This is a genomic window from Nocardia shimofusensis NBRC 100134, assembly GCF_001613125.1.
GTDB classification, from domain to species: Bacteria; Actinomycetota; Actinomycetes; order Mycobacteriales; family Mycobacteriaceae; genus Nocardia; species Nocardia shimofusensis.
The window spans coordinates 270258-289108 of sequence record NZ_BDBT01000003.1; the positions used below are offsets into that span (position 1 = coordinate 270258).

Annotated in this window: 17 protein-coding genes; 4 read left to right on the plus strand and 13 right to left on the minus strand. The window is 69.4% G+C overall.

Annotation, left to right across the window (positions count from 1 at the left end; translation table 11 throughout):
• Window positions 1-79: 79 nt before the first annotated feature.
• Window positions 80-937, plus strand: coding sequence for a helix-turn-helix transcriptional regulator (locus NS3_RS04955; protein WP_067854162.1), 858 nt, complete (start codon window positions 80-82; stop codon window positions 935-937).
• A gap of 137 nt (window positions 938-1074) precedes the next feature.
• Window positions 1075-2268: an outer membrane protein assembly factor BamB family protein gene (locus NS3_RS04960; RefSeq protein ID WP_084495049.1), complete on the plus strand. Its 1194-nt coding sequence runs from the start codon at window positions 1075-1077 to the stop codon at window positions 2266-2268.
• 4 nt (window positions 2269-2272) lie between these two features.
• Here the strand turns inward: NS3_RS04960 and trmD are convergent, their stop codons facing one another.
• From trmD to ftsY, 12 genes are all read right to left on the minus strand, one after another.
• Window positions 2273-2956, minus strand: coding sequence for a tRNA (guanosine(37)-N1)-methyltransferase TrmD (gene trmD, locus NS3_RS04965; RefSeq protein ID WP_067854168.1), 684 nt, complete (start codon window positions 2954-2956; stop codon window positions 2273-2275).
• A gap of 33 nt (window positions 2957-2989) precedes the next feature.
• Entirely contained in the window at window positions 2990-3514 is a 525-nt protein-coding gene (rimM, locus tag NS3_RS04970; protein ID WP_067854171.1) for a ribosome maturation factor RimM, read from the minus strand.
• A gap of 17 nt (window positions 3515-3531) precedes the next feature.
• Complete coding sequence (locus tag NS3_RS04975) at window positions 3532-3774, minus strand: RNA-binding protein (protein ID WP_011210690.1); 243 nt, start codon at window positions 3772-3774, stop codon at window positions 3532-3534.
• Window positions 3774-4208, minus strand: a complete 435-nt coding sequence (gene rpsP, locus NS3_RS04980) for a 30S ribosomal protein S16 (protein WP_067854174.1) — start codon at window positions 4206-4208, stop codon at window positions 3774-3776. The genes NS3_RS04975 and rpsP overlap by 1 nt, the downstream gene beginning before the upstream one ends.
• Window positions 4209-4412: 204 nt before the next feature.
• Window positions 4413-4553 carry a hypothetical protein gene (locus tag NS3_RS28895; protein WP_157101175.1) on the minus strand — a complete coding sequence of 47 codons (141 nt, stop codon included), beginning with the start codon at window positions 4551-4553 and terminating at the stop codon, window positions 4413-4415.
• Between the two features lie 31 nt (window positions 4554-4584).
• On the minus strand, window positions 4585-5679 hold the full coding sequence (locus tag NS3_RS04985) for an amidohydrolase family protein (protein ID WP_067854177.1): 1095 nt from the start codon (window positions 5677-5679) through the stop codon (window positions 4585-4587).
• Window positions 5680-5767: 88 nt separating this feature from the next.
• Entirely contained in the window at window positions 5768-7336 is a 1569-nt protein-coding gene (gene ffh / locus NS3_RS04990) for a signal recognition particle protein (RefSeq protein WP_067854180.1), read from the minus strand.
• 119 nt (window positions 7337-7455) lie between these two features.
• Complete coding sequence (locus tag NS3_RS04995; protein WP_067854183.1) at window positions 7456-7770, minus strand: hypothetical protein; 315 nt, start codon at window positions 7768-7770, stop codon at window positions 7456-7458.
• Window positions 7771-7892: 122 nt separating this feature from the next.
• Window positions 7893-10337, minus strand: a complete 2445-nt coding sequence (locus NS3_RS05000; RefSeq protein WP_067854186.1) for a [protein-PII] uridylyltransferase — start codon at window positions 10335-10337, stop codon at window positions 7893-7895.
• Between the two features lie 86 nt (window positions 10338-10423).
• Window positions 10424-10762, minus strand: a complete 339-nt coding sequence (locus NS3_RS05005) for a P-II family nitrogen regulator (protein WP_040797451.1) — start codon at window positions 10760-10762, stop codon at window positions 10424-10426.
• Between the two features lie 4 nt (window positions 10763-10766).
• Complete coding sequence (locus NS3_RS05010; protein ID WP_067854189.1) at window positions 10767-12089, minus strand: ammonium transporter; 1323 nt, start codon at window positions 12087-12089, stop codon at window positions 10767-10769.
• Between the two features lie 303 nt (window positions 12090-12392).
• Window positions 12393-13925, minus strand: coding sequence for a signal recognition particle-docking protein FtsY (ftsY, locus tag NS3_RS05015; protein WP_373865277.1), 1533 nt, complete (start codon window positions 13923-13925; stop codon window positions 12393-12395).
• Between the two features lie 124 nt (window positions 13926-14049).
• Between ftsY and NS3_RS05020 the strand changes: the two genes are divergently transcribed.
• Window positions 14050-14439, plus strand: coding sequence for a DUF2237 family protein (locus tag NS3_RS05020; protein ID WP_040797453.1), 390 nt, complete (start codon window positions 14050-14052; stop codon window positions 14437-14439).
• Between the two features lie 152 nt (window positions 14440-14591).
• On the plus strand, window positions 14592-14960 hold the full coding sequence (locus tag NS3_RS05025; RefSeq protein WP_067854192.1) for an NmrA family NAD(P)-binding protein: 369 nt from the start codon (window positions 14592-14594) through the stop codon (window positions 14958-14960).
• 138 nt (window positions 14961-15098) lie between these two features.
• On the opposite strand, the gene smc is transcribed toward NS3_RS05025, so the two are convergent.
• Window positions 15099-18716 (minus strand): chromosome segregation protein SMC, encoded by a 3618-nt coding sequence (gene smc / locus NS3_RS05030; protein WP_067854196.1) that lies wholly within the window; start codon window positions 18714-18716, stop codon window positions 15099-15101.
• Window positions 18717-18851: the final 135 nt, after the last annotated feature.

Here is an 18851-nt window from a genome sequence, read left to right on the forward strand (position 1 = left end):
CGGTCTCACTGATCCCCACGTCGAATAGGATGTGGGTCTGATCACGTCGGCAACTACCCCCGAAAAGGGGTGACAACTCTTGACAGGCACCCCCCTGCTGCGTCCCCGCGACGGCGACGCGCTGCGCGCGGAGGTCCGCTGGGTCGCCCGTGAGACGGCCGCACCGATCGTGTTCGGCGGCGAGATCCACCACGACACGCTGCTGCTCTCGGAGTTCGTCGGAACCAAGACCACCGGCCTGCGCGGGCTGCCGGTGTTGCGCAACTCCGGGCTGGGCGGGCGGGTCATGGACGTGCGTCGCCCGATCTCGTTGGCCGACTACCGCAACGCCGCCTCGATCACCCATCACTACGACGAGCCCGTCACCGGCGAGGGCATCCGCTCGGTGTTCGCGGTGCCGGTCGTGGTCGGCGAGCATTCGAGAGCAGTGCTCTACGCGGCCACCCGCGGCGGGCCGCTGGGCGGCCGGACAGCCGAGCTGATGGTGCGTGCGAGCAGGCGCCTGGCCACCGAGATCGCCGTCCGCGACGAGGTGGACCGCAGGCTGCGAATGCTGGATGTGGCGTCGCCGGTACATACGGCGGGCCCGGAGATGCTCGAGGAATTGCGGGGCATCCACGCCGATCTGCGCGAACTGGCCTCGGTGGCGGGGGACGCACCGACCAGACAGCGCCTGCACGAGATGTCCGCGCGGCTGATCCGGGTGCTCACCGGCGACCGCTCGGCGGACTCGTCGGCCCTGCCGCAATTGTCGCGGCGCGAGCTGGACGTGCTTGCCGCAGTCGCCCTGGGATGCACGAACTCCGAAGTCGCCCAACGCCTCTCGCTGAAGCCGGAGACCGTCAAGAGCTATCTGCGCAATGCCATGACCAAACTCGACGCGCACTCCCGGCACGAGGCCGTCGTCACCGCCCGTCGCCTCGGGTTGTTGATCTAGCCGACGTCGCGGGCCGGCCGTCTCGGACGCGGTTGTGCACAGTGCCGGGGTTGTCCACAGCGGCGGAGCAGCCGTTCCACAGTGGTCGCCGACCGTGCGATGATCGGTCCCGTCCGATTCCGGGAGGGGGAGTTTCGATGATGGGCTCGAACACGATTCGCGGCGCCGTCCGCGCTGTGACCGCTGTCGCACTGGCCGCGATGCTGGCCGCCTGTGGATCGGGTGCGGCCGAGACGGAAGGTTCGAGCGGACCACCGGACGCACCCATTCTGAACCTGTCCGGCATCGAGAAGATCGACGTCGGGGACTACCGCGACCTCGGTGTCACCGAGCACGGGCTCTACACCGTCACCGACGACGCGGTGATCGGCTTCGACCCGACCGGCGCGCAGCAGTGGACGATCCGCAAGGAGGGCGCACAGCCCGATTCCGAGCGCGTGGAAGCGGTGCCGTTCGAGCCGGTGCTGCTCGTCGGGTGGGAGAACGCACCGGGACTGGTCGCGTACTCGACCGAGACCGGCGAAGAACTGTGGAGCACGCCCGCGCGGGAATGGCTCCAAGGCGATATCGCTGACGGGCGGGTGAGCTTCGCCGACGCCTACAGCGGAGAGCAGCGCTGGTCGGTCGAGATGGCGTCGTTCGGGTGCCCACACTCCGACGATCCGCTCGTTCCTGTGTGGATTCGAGACGCCGTACTCATCCGGTGTTTCACCACAACCCGCTCGGACGGCAGCGGTGCCGACCAGTGGGCGGGTGCGCTCGATCCGGTCGACGGCACGGTGCTGTGGCAACGACAACTCTCCGGTGGCGAGCACGTCGCGGTGGAGTCCAGGAATACCCTGGCGATCAAGCACGACGGCGGGGAAACCGAAGTCGTCGACATCACCACCGGTGCACCGATCTCGTACCGGCCTGCCGCGCCCGGCTCCCGGTACCGGCTGCCGCGGCCGGACGGGATCTCACTGGTCATGGACAGCACGATGCTGTACGACAACACCGAGATGCGCCTGGAGGAGGCCGACGGCCGAGTGCGTTGGACAGCGCTGCTGGACGAGAGGGAAGAGGTGATCCCACTCACCACGGCGGTCAGCGGCAATGTCATCCTGGCCACGATGCAACGCAGGTCCGGCGACAGGACGGTTTCGCTGCTGGCCTATGACATGACCACCGGTGCGCGCACGCTCGTTGCCGGGCCGGGGCCGAGTGTGCGCGATGAGCAGCCGATCCTGACGATGTCGGTGCGACGGCAGAAGATATGGCCGGAATCCGCGCCCTGGGGTCTGCTGGTGCCGGACGAGGACGGCAGTGTGGCGGTCGTGCCCGCCGAGTGACCGATCAGTCCGGCGGCAGCAGGTCCGGGCGGCGCCGCCTGGTTCGTTCCACGGCCTGTTCGTGCCGCCAGGCCGCCACCTTGGCATGATCGCCGGAGAGCAGGACCGGCGGTACCTCGAGTCCGCGCCAGCTGACCGGACGGGTGTAGCTGGGGCCTTCGAGCAAGCCGTCGGAGAACGAATCCTGTTCGTGGGATTGCTGATTGCCGAGCACGCCGGGCAGCAGCCGGACCACCGCCTCGACCATGACCAGCACGGCGGCTTCGCCCCCGATGAGCACGTAGTCGCCGATACTGACCTCTTCGACGCGCACCCGGCGCGCCGCGTCGTCGAAGACGCGCTGGTCGATGCCCTCGTAGCGGCCGCAGGCGAACACCAGATGCTGCTCGCCCGCCCAGCGGTGCGCGGTGGACTGGGTGAACGGGACGCCGGCCGGAGTGGGAACGACCAGCAGGGCGTCGTCGGGGCAGACCTCGTCGAGCGCGTCGCCCCAGACGGTGGGCTTCATGACCATGCCGGGACCGCCGCCGTAGGGCGAGTCGTCGACGGATTTGTGCACGTCGTGCGTCCAGCGGCGCAGATCGTGCACGTCGACCGAGATCAGGCCCTTGTCGATGGCCTTGCCGAGCAGCGCCGTACGCAACGGCTCGAGGTACTCGGGGAAGATGGTGACTACGTCAAGCTTCATGCCGGACCGCGCTTCATGACAGGCCGTCCTCGCTCATTCGGGATCGAGCAGGCCCTCGGGCGGATCGATCACGACGAGTCCCTCGGCGATCGAGACCGTCGGCACGATGGCGGTGACGAACGGGACGAGGATCTGCCTGCCGTCCTCGACGGCGCGCACCGCGAGCAGTTCGCCCGCGGCCGAGTGCAGCACCTCGGTGACCGTGCCGATCTCCGTACCCGCGGTGTCGCGCACGGTCAGGCCCTCGAGTTCGTGATCGTAGAACTCGTCGGGGTCCTCGGAGGGCGGCAGATCCGCGCTGTCCACGACGAACAGCATGCCGCGCAGCGCGTCCGCGGCGGAGCGGTCGCCGACCCCGTCCAGCGAGACCAGGAGCCGGCCCGAGTGCTCTCGGGCCGACTCCACGGTGAACTCGCGGGTTTCGGTCGAGCGGGGCATCCGCCCGCGCAGCACCGTGCCCTCGGCGAATCGCGCGTCGGGATCGTCGGTGCGTACATCGACGACGAGTTCGCCGCGCACTCCGTGCGACTTGGCGACCCGTCCCACGACGAGTTCCATCGGTCGGCGTCTCCCGACTACTGGTCGGTGTCGACGACGTCGACGCGGATACCCCGGCCGCCGATACCGGCGACGAGGGTGCGCAGCGCGGTCGCGGTGCGACCACCACGACCGATCACCTTGCCGAGGTCGTCGGGATGCACGTGCACCTCGACGGTGCGCCCGCGTCGGCCGGTGATCAGCTCGACGCGGACGTCATCGGGGTTGGCGACGATGCCGCGCACCAGGTGTTCGACGGCATCGGCGACGACGGCGCTCATTACTCGGCAGCCTCGGCCTCGGTCGCCTCGGCGGCGGCCTCGTCCTTCTTGGCCTTCTTCTTCGGGGTGACGGCCTCGGCGACCGGCTCGTTGTCGGCGGCGGCCAGCGCGGCGTTGAACAGGTCCAGCTTGGACGGCTTGGCCGCCTTGACCTTCAAGGTGCCCTCGGTGCCCGGCAGGCCCTTGAACTTCTGCCAGTCACCGGTGATCTCCAGCAGGCGCTGCACCGGCTCGGTCGGCTGGGCGCCGACGCTGAGCCAGTACTGGACGCGCTCGGAGTCGATCTCGATCAGCGAAGGCTCTTCCTTCGGGTGGTACTTGCCGATCGACTCGATGGCCCGGCCGTCACGACGGGTGCGGGCGTCGGCCACGACGACGCGGTACTGGGGGTTGCGGATCTTGCCCAGACGGGTGAGCTTGATGCGAACAGCCATGCTGATCTGCCTCTTTCGGGTAAGCGGCCATCGTCTACGAGAGATGACGGCCAGAGTGGTCACCACGCAATTCAGCGACCCGCACGGTCTGCGAGCCCGGTTTCGCGCATGAAGTGTGTGACCGCCGCGCGGTACGTGACCGGAGACGGGCTGACACTGTCCTGAGTAGGACGGTGGTTCATTCTGCCAGACGGCTCGCCCGGCTCAGAAATCGGTCCGCGTCGCGGGGCCGGTCCGCTCGGGCCGATAGCGCGCCGGCACCACGCCCGAGCGGAACGGCTTCACCTCGATCAGCCGCGGTGCGGGTACCCGCGTGCCGTCGGGAAACAACACGTACTCGGTCATCTGATTCAGGTCGTCGGTGATCCCGGTCGTGTCACCGGTGGCCGGTGACCGGTGACGCCGAGGCGACCACCCGGCCGCGCAGCACCACCCACGCCGGTTCGGCGAGTACGGCGGGATGGGTGCGGGGGTCCTCGCGGTAGACCACGAAGTCGGCGGGGGCGCCGTGCGCGATGGCGGGCCTGCCCAGCCAGTCGCGGGCGGACCAGGAGGCGGCGCCGAGCGCGTCGTGCGCGGACAGCCCGGCGGCACCGAGCGCGGCGATCTCGTCGGCGATACGCCCGTGCCGGATCGAGCCGCCCGCGTCGGTGCCCGCGTAGATGGGCACGCCCGCGTCGTGGGCCTTGCCGACGGTGTCGCGGACACGGCGGTGCAGGTCGCGCATGTGGGCGGCGTAGACGGGGAACTTGCCCGCACTGTCGGCGATGTCGGGGAAGGTGTCGATATTGATCAGCGTCGGCACGAGCGCGGTGCCGTGCTCGACCATCATCGCGATGGTGTCGTCGGTCAGGCCGGTGCCGTGTTCGAGGCAGTCGATGCCGGCCGAAATCAGCCCGGGCAGCGCGTCCTCGCCGAAGACGTGCGCGGTGACGCGGGCGCCGTTGGCGTGCGCGGCCTCGATCGCCTCGGCGAGCACGGCATCGCTCCACAACGGCCGCAGGTCGCCCACGGAGCGGTCGATCCAGTCGCCGACGATCTTGACCCAGCCGTCGCCGCGGCGGGCCTGCTCGGCGACGATCTGCGGTAGATCGCGCTCGTCGTCGAGTTCGATGCCGAGTTCGCGGATGTAGCGCCTCGGACGGGCGATGTGGCGGCCCGCCCGGATGATGCGCGGCAGTTCCTCGTGGTCGTCGATGAAGTGCGTGTCGATCGGCGAACCGGCGTCGCGCAGCAACAGCGCACCCGCGTCGCGCTCGACCTCCGCCTGCGCGATCGCGCCGTCGTGATCCTCGTGACCGCCGCCGTAGCGGATACCGACATGGCAGTGCGCGTCGACCAGACCGGGCACGATCCAGCCGCTGTCGCACAGGGTGTCGGCGCCGGGCACCCGCTCGAAGGAGACGATCCCCTCGTGCACCCACAGATCGCGGATGTCGTCGTCGGGCAGCACGATTCCACGAAGATGCACGCGAACCTCCTCGGCGCGGTCGGGTGGCTTTCAACCTACCGTCCGGACGCGTGCCCGCGCCCGGCGATCAGCGCCGGGTTCCGGGGAACTACTGCTTGGGGAACTTCAGCTTCGACAGATCGAAGCCCTCGAGGCCCGGCGGCAGCTGGTCGAGACCAGGAGGCATGTCGGAGAGGTCGGGCATCCCGGCCGCGGGCATGCCGGGCAAACCGGCGGGCATACCCGGGAAGCCGCCGCGCATCTTCGGCGGTGTCGGACCGCGGCCGCCCTTCTTGCCCTTCTTGCCCTTCTTGGCGTTGCCGCGCCGCGAACCGGGCATGCCCATCTGGCGACCCATCATCGCCATCATCTTCTTGGCTTCGAAGAAGCGATCGACGAGCTGGTTGACCTCGGAGACCTGGACGCCGGAGCCGTTGGCGATGCGCAGCCTGCGGGAGGCGTTGATGATCTTGGGATTGGCCCGCTCGGCGGGGGTCATGCCGCGGATGATGGCCTGCACCCGGTCGAGCTGCTTGTCGTCGACCGCGGCGAGCGCGTCTTTCATCTGGCCCGCGCCGGGCAGCATGCCGAGCAGGTTGCCGATCGGGCCCATCTTGCGGATGGCCAGCATCTGCTCGAGAAAGTCCTCGAGGGTGAGCTCGCCGCTGCCGATCTTGCGGGCGGCTTCCTCGGCCTGCTGCGCGTCGTAGACCTGTTCGGCCTGTTCGATGAGGGTGAGCACGTCGCCCATACCGAGAATGCGGCTGGCCATCCGGTCGGGATGGAAGACGTCGAAGTCCTCGAGCTTCTCACCGGTGGAGGCGAACATGATCGGCGCGCCGGTGACATTGCGCACCGACAGCGCCGCACCGCCGCGGGCGTCGCCGTCGAGCTTGGTGAGTACCACGCCGGTGAAGCCGACGCCGTCGCGGAAGGCTTCGGCGGTGGCGACCGCGTCCTGGCCGATCATCGCGTCGAGCACGAACAGCGTCTCGTCGGGCTGGACGGCGTCGCGGATGCCCGCGGCCTGACGCATCAGCACCTCGTCGATGCCGAGGCGGCCCGCGGTGTCGACGATGACCACGTCGTACTGCTTGGCCCTGGCCTCGGCGACACCGCCGCGCGCGACCTCCACCGGATCGGCCGCGGAGATGCCCAGCGGGTTCTCGCCACCGCCGATCGAGGTGCCCGCGTGCGGGGCGTACACGGGCACGCCCGCGCGTTCGCCGACCACCTGGAGCTGGGTGACCGCGCCGGGTCGCTGCAGGTCACAGGCCACCAGCAGCGGCTGATGCCCTTGGCCCTTGAGCCATTTCGCGAGCTTGCCCGCCAACGTGGTCTTACCCGCGCCCTGCAGACCGGCCAGCATGACCACGGTGGGCGGGTTCTTGGCCAGATTCAATCGCCGGGTCTCGCCGCCGAGGATCTGGATCAGTTCCTCGTTGACGATCTTGACGACCTGCTGGGCGGGGTTCAGCGCGCCGGATACCTCGGCGCCCTTGGCACGCTCTTTGACCTTGGCGATGAAACCGCGCACCACGGGCAGCGCGACGTCCGCCTCGAGCAGAGCAAGCCGGATCTCCCGACAGGTGGCGTCGATGTCGGCCGGTGACAGACGCCCCTTACCGCGAAGATCCTTCAGGGCACCGGTAAGCCGGTCGGACAGGGATTCGAACACCGATCGCGCTCCTGATCTCGAGTGACGTCAATTGACTACCCAGGGTAATGGGCTCACTCGGGCTTTCGCGCACTCGGTCGTCGATATCGTCGTCGATATCGCCCTAGGTATCGCCGCCGCTACTCGACCTGCGCGTGGCTCGCCTCCCCCGCGCAGAGCAGATCGTGGTTCTCCAGCCGCACCAGGTGCACCGACTGCCTGCCGGTGAGCCCGACGCGCAGGGCGAGCGGATCCAGCGTGGACCATTGCGCGGGCGTGTCCATCTTCTGGGTGGCGACCGCTGCCGCGATGGTCATCGCCGCGACGGCCTGCGGTCCGGTCAGAGTGCGACCGGGCAGCCAGGAGACGACCCAGAGATCACCGCCGACACACCGTGCCATGTGTGAGGTGTCGTCACTGGTGATCATCGACGCCTCGACAACCTGAATTGCCATCGACCAGCTCCCATCGTCAGTGCGCGGGACGGACCGTTCTAGATCGTAGGTGCCACGCCGTTACCGAGGGACGCGTCTCAGCAAATTATCTGCAACATTCCGGTCGCGGTTCGCGGCACCGGTCAGACGGAGCTTGCGCTGTTCCCTTCCGGCGGCTTGGGAGCCGGCCGGGGAACCACCTGCAGGACCGCCTTCTCCACGGCCTCGCGGCGCTGTTGATCATCGCCCTGGCCGAGATCCAGGCAGAACGAGTCGACCACGGCCGAACCCATCGTGACGACCTTGGCCCAGCGCACGTTCACACCACACCCGGCCAGCGCGGCCGCGAGCCTGCTCAGCAGGCCGATGCGGTCCTCGGCGCGCAGCTCGAGGATGACCTGTCCCTCGGTGGCGGTCGGCGACCACAGCAACCGCGGCTCGGCCTGGGCGTACGGGCCGCGATCGGCCACGGTGGTCTCGCGCTCGCGTTTGGCGAGCACTCCGGGCAGATCCAGATCACCGGCGATGGCGCGGATGAGTTCCTGGCGCAGCAGGCCCGCGTCCGGCGGATCGCCGAACTTGGGGGTGACCACGAAGGTGTCGATCGCCGAATCACCGTGCACGCCCACCGAAGCCGAGAGCACCCGCAGCGAATGCAACGCCAGGACGCCCGCCGCGTCCGAGAGCAGACCGGGAGCGTCGGGCGCGATGACGGTGACCACGTGCGTGAATTTGCCCTCGCCCTGGGTCAATTCGACATGCACGCCGCCCGCGGCGGCCTTGACCAGCAATTCCGGCGCGACCTCCGCCGGGGACGGCAGTTCGTCACCGGCCATCATGGCGCGGCAGCGACGCACCAGATCCCCGATCAGCGAGGCCTTCCACTCCCCCCAGACGCCGGGCCCGGTGGCCAGCGAATCGGCCTCGGCCAGAGTGTGCAGCAGTTCCAGCAGTTGGGGGTCGCCGTCGAGCGCCTCGCTGACCGCCCGCACGGTCTCCGGGTCGGAGAGATCACGACGGGTCGCGGTGTCGGGCAACAGCAGGTGGTGACGCACCATGGCGCTGAGCGTGCGCACGTCCGAGGGCCACAGGCCGAGACGGTTGCCGATCTGCGTGGCCAGGTCGGCGCCGACGATGCTGTGATCGCCCTGCCTGCCCTTGCCGATGTCGTGCAGCAGCGCGCCGAGGGCGAGCAGATCCGGCCGGGCGACGCGGGTGCTGAGCGCACTCGCGTAGGCGACCGTCTCCATCAGGTGCCGATCGACAGTCCAGGTGTGCACGGCGTCGCGCGGCGGAAGATCGCGCACCGCACCCCATTCCGGCAGCAGCCTGCCCCACAGCCCGGTTCTGTCCAGCGCCTCGATCGCACTGATCACGCCCCGGCCGGCCCCGAGCAGCACGAGCAGGTCGTTGAGCGCGTCCTTCGGCCACGGCTCGCGCAGTTCCGGGGCCTGCTCGCCCAGCTGGGCCAGCGTGGTCGCCGACATCGGCAGCCCGGTCTGCGCCGAAGCCGCCGCCACCCGCAGTGTCAGCCCGGGATCGCGCTGTGGACGCGCGTCACGGGCCAGCACCACCTCGCCCGCGTGCTCGACCACCCCCTCATCGAGTGGTCGACGCACCGGCATCCTCCGCAACTTCGCCAAGCCGCGGCGGGGCAAGGCGTTGGCGGCGGTCCGCAACCCGACCTCGACGGAGTAGCTCACCGTCCTGGCCGAATCACTCAGTGTGCGAGCGAGATCGAACCGATCGCCGATGCGCAGCGCCGCGCCGATCTCGTCGGCGTCCTGAGCCCGCAACTGGTCGCGACCGCGTCCGGCAACGCGGTGCAGTTCGGTGCGGACATCGAGCAGCCTGCGGTGCGCCTGCTTCAACCCGCCGCCGGGCACATCAGGACCGAGCCCCGGCATGGCGTCGGTCAGCTGTGCGATGGCGAGCGCGTCGAGCAACTGGATGTCACGCAGGCCGCCGCGACCGTTCTTCAGATCGGGTTCGGCACGATGGGCGATCGCTCCGCTGCGCTGCCATCTCGCCTCCGCCTGGCCGACGAGTTCGTCGAAGCGGCGGCGGATTCCGTTGCGCCACTGCCTGCGAACTCCGCTGATGAGCAGGTTGCTCAGCTCCTCGTCGCCGACGATGTGCCGGGCCTCTAGCATGCCGAGGGCGGCGATCATGTCGTTGTCGGCGACCTGGAGCGCCTGGGCGACGGTGCGGACACTGTGATCGAGCTTGATGTGGGCGTCCCACAACGGATACCAGAGCTGATCGGCCACCTCGGCGACCCGCGCGGAGGCCCCGTCGTCGTGCAGCAGCACCAGATCCAGATCCGAGTAGGGCAGCATCTCCCGACGGCCCAGCCCGCCGACCGCGACCACGGACAATCCGCTGTCGGTGGTGATGCCCAGCTCGGCGCCCTTGTTGGTGAGCCAGAGTTCGTAGAGATCGACCAGCGCCAGACGCACCGATTCGGCGTCCAGGCGGGGATTGCGCGGCATTCCGCCTTCGAGCAACTGCTTGCGCGCCTGCACCAGACCGGCCGCGCCACCGTTGGGCGCCTTCGCCCCGCCGGCTTCCCTACTTCCACTACCCATGACCCACCACCCGTTTCATGAGTGCGGCCCCGCCCCGACCGGGCTATCCGATCGGAGCGGGGCCGCCGCTCGACTCGTTGTTCCGGCTACAGCGCGTCGGTGCCGCGCTCGCCGGTGCGCACCCGGATGATCGACTCGACCGGGGTGACCCAGACCTTGCCGTCACCGATCTTGCCGGTCCGCGAGGCCTCGACGATGATGTCGACGACCTTGTCCACCGAGGCGTCGTCCACGACGACCTCGACCCGGACCTTCGGCACGAAGTCGACCGAGTACTCCGCGCCGCGATAGACCTCGGTGTGCCCCTTCTGACGGCCGTAGCCCTGTACTTCACTGACCGTCATACCGAACACGCCTGCCTGTTCCAGACCGGTCTTGACGTCTTCGAGGGTGAACGGTTTGACGATTGCGGTGATCAACTTCATGTCGTCATGCCTCCTTGGACAGCGAGCGGGCGGTGGAACCCACAGCAGCGAAATCGTATGCGCTTTCCGCGTGCTCGGACTCGTCCAGGCCCGCTGCCTCGCCCTCGTCGTCGGCGCGCAGTCCGATGGTGAACTTGATGGCCAGCGCGATGACCGCGGTCGCGACCATCGAGTAGACGAGGACGGTGAAGGCGCCCACGGCCTGCTTGATCAGCAGGTCGAGACCACCACCGTAGAACAGCCCCTCGGCCGCCGCAGGCGCTTCCGGCGCGGCGACCAGGCCGACGAGCAGAGTGCCGACGAGACCGCCGACCAGGTGCACGCCGACCACGTCGAGCGAGTCGTCGTAGCCGAACTTGAACTTCAGGCCGACCGCCAGGGCGCACAGCGCGCCGGCGGCGATGCCGATGACGAGCGCGCCGAGCACGTTCACCGAGGAGCAGGACGGGGTGATGGCGACCAGACCCGCGACGATGCCGGAGGCGGCGCCGAGCGAGGTGGGATGTCCGTCGCGCAGCTTCTCGACCAGGAGCCAGGCCATCATGGCGGCGCCGGTGGCGATCGTGGTGGTCAGGAAGGTCGCGGCCGCGGTGCCGTTGGCGCCGACGGCGGAACCGGCGTTGAAGCCGTACCAGCCGAACCACAGCAGACCGGCGCCGAGCATGACGAACGGCAGGTTGTGCGGGCGGAACGGGGTCTGCGGCCAGCCCTTGCGCTTGCCGAGGATCAGCACGAGCACCAGAGCGGCGGCGCCCGCGTTGATGTGGACGGCGGTGCCGCCCGCGAAGTCGATGGCTTCGAGCTTGTTGGCGATCCAGCCACCCACCTCGGCGGTGGTTCCGTCGAAGGAGAACACCCAGTGCGCGACCGGGAAGTAGACAACGGTGACCCAGATGCCGGCGAACAGCAGCCAGGACCCGAACTTCAGCCGGTCGGCGACCGCGCCGGAGATGAGCGCGACGGTGATGATCGCGAACATCAGCTGGAACGCGGCGAACAGGGTCAGCGGGATGGTGCCGACGAGCGGGAGTTCACCCTCCTCGGTGGCCCCGAACATTCCGGCCAGGCCGAAGTACTGGGTGGGGTCACCGAACAGGTTGCCCTTGTCTTCGCCGAAGGTCAGCGAGAAGCCGTACAGCGCCCAGAGGATGGTGACCAACCCCATCGCGCTGACACTCATCATGATCATGTTCAGGACGTTCTTCGCACGGACCATGCCGCCGTAGAAGAACGCGAGTCCTGGGGTCATCAGCAGAACGAGTGCGGCACTCGCCAGCATCCATGCGGTATCGCCGGTGTCCGGCGTACCGATTACGGGAAAAGCCACCTTAATGTCCTCCTCATCTGGAGCCCAGCCGCCCTTGGCAAATGGACCTGCAGAGAAGAGTGTTCTTCCGGTGTTTCAACTGGACCGCCACGGTGTTTCACCTGAGTGAACGGATGCACAGGTTGTGTTTCCGCCAGGTTTCGCAAGGTGCACCGCATGTTTCGTCGCAGGTGTGAGCGCGTTTCCGGTCAATGGGATGAATCGCCCCGTGATCGTCGGCAGCCAGCCCCCTGGACGAGGTCGGACGAGGTCGGCGGCCGGGTGATTGCTCGCCCGGCCGCCGATAGGGGTTTCTCGGAAGGTTCAGCCCAGCAAGGCGTCCACGAACGCACCGGGCTCGAACGGCGCGAGATCGTCGGCGCCCTCGCCGAGGCCGACCAGCTTCACCGGCACGCCGAGTTCGTGCTGCACCTGGAACACGATGCCGCCCTTGGCCGTGCCGTCCAGCTTGGTCAGCACCACACCGGTGATGTCGACCACCTCGGCGAACACCCTGGCCTGCATGAGGCCGTTCTGCCCCACGGTGGCGTCGAGCACCAGCAACACCTCGTCGACCGCGGCCTTCTTCTCCACCACGCGCTTGACCTTGCCGAGTTCGTCCATCAGACCGGTCTTGGTGTGCAGGCGCCCGGCCGTGTCGACGAGTACCGCGTCCACCCCACGCTCGATGCCCGCGGCGACCGCGTCGAACGCGACCGCGGCCGGGTCGGCGCCCTCCTTGCCGCGCACGGTGTCCGCGCCGACCCGCTCGCCCCAGGTCTGCAACTGATCGGCCGCGGCGGCGCGGAAGGTGTCGGCCGCGCCGAGCAGCACCCGCCTGCCGTCGGCGACCAGGACACGCGCCAGCTTTCCGGTGGTGGTCGTCTTTCCGGTGCCGTTCACACCGACGACCAGCAGGATCGCCGGATGATCGGGGTGCGGCAGGGCGTGGATGGACCGGTCCAGCTCCGGGCGCAGAGCCTCGACGAGCACATCGCGCAGCACCTGACGAGCTTGTTCGGGGGTCCGCACGCTGCGGGCGCTGATCTCCTCGCGCAGCCGCTCCACGATCGCGGCGGTGCTCGCGGTGCCGAGGTCGGCCAGGACCAGGGTGTCCTCGACCTCTTCCCAGGAGTCCTCGTCCAGATCGCCGCCGCCGAGCAGACCGAGCAGGCTCTTGCCGACCGCGTTCTGCGAACGCGACAGCCTGCCGCGCAGGCGGATCAGACGACCGGAGGTCGGCTCGATCTCCTCGAGCGCCGGCCGGGCTTCGGCGCCTTCGGCGGTGGCGGGGATCTCGGGGGCCGAGACCTCCGGCTCGATGACCGGCGCGGTGTTGTCGACGACGGGAGCGGGTTCCTGCACGGCAGGCGCGGAGTCGACGACCGGGATGTCGGTCCCGGTCACGGGAACGTCGGTCCCGGTGACGGGAGCCTCGGCAACCGGGGGCGTGTCCTCCGTGCCGGTCGCCTCGGGGGCCTCGGGTTCCGCCACCGCGGCGCCGGAACCCGACGGCGCTTCGGCGACGTCGGCGTCGGGCAAGGCCACATTGGTGATGCCGCGCTTCGGTGCGTCCCGGGGAATCGCGGCGTCGTCACCGATGTGCGGCTGGCCTTCGGTGTCGGTGCGTTCCACGGGCTCCGGGCGCGTGGCCGTCGCCGTCGAGCCCTGACTGAAGGTGAATCCGCCCGCGGCGGTATAGCCGCCGGAGCGGTCGGTCAACTCCTTGTCGGGGGTGGGCGCCGTGATCGAGACGCGGCGGCGCTTGTAGAGGACGAATCCGGCGACGAACGCCACCAGCAGCAGGGCGGCGACCGCGGCTATCACAATCCAGGCTTGGGCACTCACGAGGTCCATCCTTGCAGAACGCCTCGTCTTCGCTGTTCATCGCGCCTGTTCGTGGCCGCGGGGCACCGGGACACAGCCGCCGAGATTTCTTGTCCTGCGGAAGTTATCGCGAAGGAAACATAGGATCGGCGACGTGACCGATCGAAACGTGCTTGGGGGGCCGCTGGAAGAGTGCGGCGCCGATCCTCTCACCGGGTTCTACCGGGACGGCTGCTGCAGCACCGGGCCGGAGGATCTGGGCAGTCATACCGTCTGCACCGTCGTGACCGCCGAATTCCTCGAGCATCAAGCCTCCATCGGCAACGACCTGAGCACCCCGCGGCCGGAGAACAACTTCCCCGGCCTGCAACCCGGCGACCGCTGGTGCGTGGTCGCGGTGCGCTGGCTGCACGCCCACGAGGACGGGGTGGCCGCCCCGGTGGTCCTGGCCGCCACCCACGAGAACGCCCTCGAGGTCATCTCGATGGAGATCCTGCGCAAATACGCCGTCGACGTCCCAGACGACGTCAGTGATCTGCTCTGAACTGCCGTCGGTGACCTGCCGATAGCCGCATCCGGGCTCACCTATACGCTGCTGCGTCCGGTCCGCTTCATGGAGAACCACTTGCCGCGCGACTCCCCGGTGGACGGCATCCACCACGGCGTGCACCGTCACCTGTTCCCACCGATCAGCCCATGAAGATGATCGCGCTCGCGGACATCGCCGATATCGCCGCGCCGGCCTTCGCGGACCCCGCGCGCTTCCACACCAGGGTGCTGCCCTTGGCCGGCGACGCCGTCCCACCGACCGAGGCGGCGGCCGCGATCAGCCGGGCGATCGGCCACCTGGTCGAATACCAGGAGATCGGCCGGGAGGAGGCCGCCACTTTCGGCCCGACACTGGCCGAGTCCTGGCGACGTATCCGGGATCACCACGGCTGGGTGGCGGATGTCGAGGAGACCCGCGCCGTCCATCCCGGTCTGCGTTCCTTCGACGTCTGGCCGGCCGAATCCGGAGCACACCGGATCAAGGCCGTCGTAGAGGCCGATCTCACGGGGCACTGAGTCCGGCAGGATCCCGACGCCCGTCGGATGGCCTCCGGGGTCGTTGGACCTCGGGGGACAGCACGGTCGTTGCCGCGCTCCGGCGGCCGGGGCCCGGTCTCCGGCGGCGCGCCGCGCCGCACGAGATGGTGACGCGCCTCAGGTGGCGGCGGCCGGGGCGGGCGCTTCCGTGCGCAGGCGCTGGGAGATCACCTGGGTGATGCCGTCGCCGCGCATGCTGACGCCGTAGAGCGCGTCGGCGATCTCCATGGTCGGCTTCTGGTGGGTGATGACGATCAGCTGACTCTTCTCCCGCAACTGCTCGAACAGGCCGATCAGCCTGCGCAGGTTGGTGTCGTCGAGCGCGGCCTCGACCTCGTCCATCACGTAGAACGGGGACGGCCGGGCGCGGAAGATGGCGACCAGCAGCGCCACCGCGGTCAGCGACTTCTCGCCGCCGGAGAGCAACGAGAGCCGCTTGACCTTCTTGCCCGGCGGGCGGGCCTCCACCTCGATGCCGGTGGTCAGCATGTCGGAGGGGTCGGTGAGCAGCAGCCTGCCCTCGCCACCGGGGAACAGCGCGGAGAACACCTGGACGAACTCGCGCTCCACGTCGGCGTAGGCCTCGGTGAAGACCTGCAGGATGCGCGCGTCGACCTCGGCGACCACCTCGAGCAGATCCTTGCGTGCGTTCTTGACGTCCTCGAGCTGGGTGGCCAGGAAGTTGTAGCGCTCTTCGAGCGCGGCGAACTCCTCGAGCGCGAGCGGGTTGACCTTGCCGAGGGTGGCCAGATCCTTCTCCGCGCGCTTGGCCCTGCGCTCCTGGGAGCCACGGTCGTAGGGCATCGGCTGCGGCGCGGTGACCTGTTCGCCGCGTTCCCTGGCCTGTTCGTACTCGGCCATCTCCAGTTCCGAGGGCGGCAGCGGCACGTCGGGACCGTATTCGGCGATCAGGTCCTCCAGCGCGATGCCGAACTGTTCGGCGATGGTGGTCTCGAGCTGTTCGATGCGCAACGCGGCCTGCGCCTTGGCGACCTCGTCACGATGCACGGCATCGGTGAGCTGAGCCAGCTGAGTGTTGAGGGCGCGTGCTCGTTCTTTGATCTGCTCCACCTGCGTCGCGCACTCGGTGCGGCGGCGCACCAGGTCGTCACGGCGGGTGCCGGCCTCCATGACCACCTTCTCCAGCTCTGCGGCAATCCGGGCACCGGACTCGGCGACGGCGGCGGCCACCGCGGCGGCGCGTTTGCGCGCGGCCTGGGCACGTTCGGCGCGGGCACGGGCCTCCCGTTCGGCGCGGGCGGCGCGACGCAGACCATCGGCCTTGCCGCGCACCGATTCCGCGCGTTCCTCGGCGGTGCGCACGGCCAGCCTGGCCTCGACTTCCATCGCCCTGGCTTCGGCGAGCGCGGCCGCGGCTTCCTCCCTTTCCCGACCGACCGCTTCGGTGCTCGCCGAGCCGAATCCGTCGTCGGCGGCGGCCTGTTCCAGTTCGGCGTTGCGCAGCCGTTCCTCGAGTTCGGCCAGACCGGCCAGGGTCTGCTCTCGGCCCGCTTCGGCGTCGGCGCGCTGCGTGGTCAGCCGCTCTGCCTCGGTCTGCGCGGAGCGCGCCGCCTGGCCGAGCCTGCCCAGCCGCTCGTAGATGGCGATCATCGCCTGGTCGGATTCGTGCAGGGCGAGCAGCGCGTGATCGACGGCGTCCTTGCGATCGGCCTGCTCCTCGAGCGCCCCCGCCAGCGCCGCTTCCAACTGCTCGGCATGACGCTGGGCGGCGACGAGTTCCGCCTGCGCGGCATCGATGTCGGCCTGGATCTCGAGCTGACTCGGCGCGCGATCGGAGCCGCCGAGCACCCACCCGGTGCCGGTGAGATCGCCGTCGCGGGTGACCACCCTGACCTCGGGATGCTCGGCCAGCACCGTCCCCGCCGCGGCCAGATCGTCCACCACGAGCACACCCGTGGTCAGCGCGAGCACACCCGCGCGCAGCTCCGGGGGGCATTCGACGACATCGGCCAACCGGTACGCACCCGCGGGCGCCGAGTCATCCGACAGCTCGCCGGTCTCGGACGCGACACCGAACACCAACGCGGCCCGGCCGCCGTCGGCCTCCTTCAACGCGTGGATCGCCGCGTGTGCGGACTCGCCGGTCGCGGCGGCGACCGCGTCGGCGATCGGACCGAGCACGGCGGCGACGGCGGCCTCGAATCCGGCACGGACCCGCAGCACCCCCGACAGCGGACCGAGCAGACCTTCCGGGCGATGCTCCACCAGCCACGCCGACCCGTCGCGACGCGCCAGCCCCATGCCGAGCGCCTCGATGCGCGCGCTCAGCGAGGCAACCCGTTTGCTCGCGTCCCGGTCCTGCGCCCGTAGTTCGTTCACTCGCTGGTCGGCGAGCTCCAGCGCTTGCACCGCGTGTTCGTGCTGAGCGTCGAGACCCTCCTCGCCCGCGTCCAGCTCACTCAATTCGCCCTGCACCGTGTCGAACTCGGCCTGCGCGGTCTCGCCGCGCCTGCGCGCCTCGGCGATGGATACCGACAGCCGCGCGATATCGGCGTCGACCGACTGTGCCCTGGTGCGCATGTTCTCGACCTGGCCGGACAGCCGCGCGAGGCCTTCCCGCCGGTCGGCGATGGCGCGCACCGCGGCCAGGTGCGCCTGTTCGGCGGCCTTCGCCGCGTACTCACGCTCGGCCAGCTGATCGCGCGCGGCCTCCAGCGTCTCGGCCGCCATCTCGACCGCTTCGCGCAGTTCGGCTTCCTCGGCCTCGATGCGATCGGCCTCGGCTTCGAGCTGATCGGGATCGCGGCCGGCGCCGACCGGGGTGTGGGTGTCGAGGTGGCGGGCGCGATCACCCGCGATGCGAATGGTGGCATTGACCCGCTCGGCGAGCGCGGACAGCTGGAACCAGGTCTGCGCGGCCGCCTCGGCTCCCGGAGTCAGCCGGGACAACTGGAACTCCTGCTGGGCCAGTGCCGCGTTGGCGGCGTCGAGCTCGCTCTGCACGGTGATCTGCTGCTCGCGGGCGTAGGCCTCTTTGCTCTGCTGACCCGCCAATTCGGCACGCCGGGTCACCAGATCGTCGGCGGCCAGGCGCAACCTGGCGTCGCGCAGGTCGGCCTGCACGGTCTGCGCGCGCCGCGCCACCTCGGCCTGGCGGCCCAGCGGCTTGAGCTGGCGGCGCAGCTCGGTGGTGAGGTCGGTCAGGCGGGCCAGATTGGCCTGCATCGCCTCGAGCTTGCGCACCGCCTTCTCTTTGCGCTTGCGGTGTTTGAGCACGCCCGCGGCTTCCTCGATGAACGCGCGGCGGTCTTCCGGCCGCGATTCCAGGATCGCCGAGAGCTGGCCCTGCCCGACGATGACGTGCATCTCGCGTCCGATGCCGGAGTCGCTCAGCAGCTCCTGCACGTCCATCAGCCGGCAGGAGTTGCCGTTGATCTCGTATTCGCCCGCGCCGTCGCGAAACATTCGCCGGGTGATGGACACCTCGGCGTAGTCGATGGGCAGCGCGCCGTCGGAGTTGTCGATGGTCAGGGTCACCTCGGCGCGACCCAGCGGCGCGCGGCCGGCGGTGCCCGCGAAGATGACGTCCTGCATCTTGCCGCCGCGCAGCGCCTTGGCGCCCTGCTCGCCCATCACCCAGGTGAGCGCGTCGACGACATTGGACTTGCCCGAGCCGTTGGGCCCGACCACACAGGTGATGCCCGGTTCGAAGCGCAGCGTCGTCGCGGACGCGAAGGATTTGAACCCCTTCAACGTCAGGCTCTTCAGGTGCAAATTCGACGACCTTTCCTGGGCCGGAGACGGGCGAGGTGCCATGCTATCGGCTGGTCACGACATGTCGTGGCACGCCCGACCCCCCGTGGCGCGAGTGCTGCTCGACCAGACTAGCGAGCCCGGCGCCCGCGCCCC

Bases quoted from the DNA above. Each gene is read 5' to 3' on its own strand.
- NS3_RS04960 (WP_084495049.1), top strand. From the start codon at position 1,075: ATGATGGGCTCGAACACGATTCGCGGCGCCGTCCGCGCTGTGACCGCT.
- trmD (WP_067854168.1), bottom strand. From the start codon at position 2,956: ATGAAGCTTGACGTAGTCACCATCTTCCCCGAGTACCTCGAGCCGTTG.
- rimM (WP_067854171.1), bottom strand. From the start codon at position 3,514: ATGGAACTCGTCGTGGGACGGGTCGCCAAGTCGCACGGAGTGCGCGGC.
- NS3_RS04975 (WP_011210690.1), bottom strand. From the start codon at position 3,774: ATGAGCGCCGTCGTCGCCGATGCCGTCGAACACCTGGTGCGCGGCATC.
- rpsP (WP_067854174.1), bottom strand. From the start codon at position 4,208: ATGGCTGTTCGCATCAAGCTCACCCGTCTGGGCAAGATCCGCAACCCC.
- NS3_RS28895 (WP_157101175.1), bottom strand. From the start codon at position 4,553: ATGACCGAGTACGTGTTGTTTCCCGACGGCACGCGGGTACCCGCACCG.
- NS3_RS04995 (WP_067854183.1), bottom strand. From the start codon at position 7,770: ATGGCAATTCAGGTTGTCGAGGCGTCGATGATCACCAGTGACGACACC.
- NS3_RS05000 (WP_067854186.1), bottom strand. From the start codon at position 10,337: ATGGGTAGTGGAAGTAGGGAAGCCGGCGGGGCGAAGGCGCCCAACGGT.
- NS3_RS05005 (WP_040797451.1), bottom strand. From the start codon at position 10,762: ATGAAGTTGATCACCGCAATCGTCAAACCGTTCACCCTCGAAGACGTC.
- ftsY (WP_373865277.1), bottom strand. From the start codon at position 13,925: ATGGACCTCGTGAGTGCCCAAGCCTGGATTGTGATAGCCGCGGTCGCC.
- NS3_RS05025 (WP_067854192.1), top strand. From the start codon at position 14,592: ATGAAGATGATCGCGCTCGCGGACATCGCCGATATCGCCGCGCCGGCC.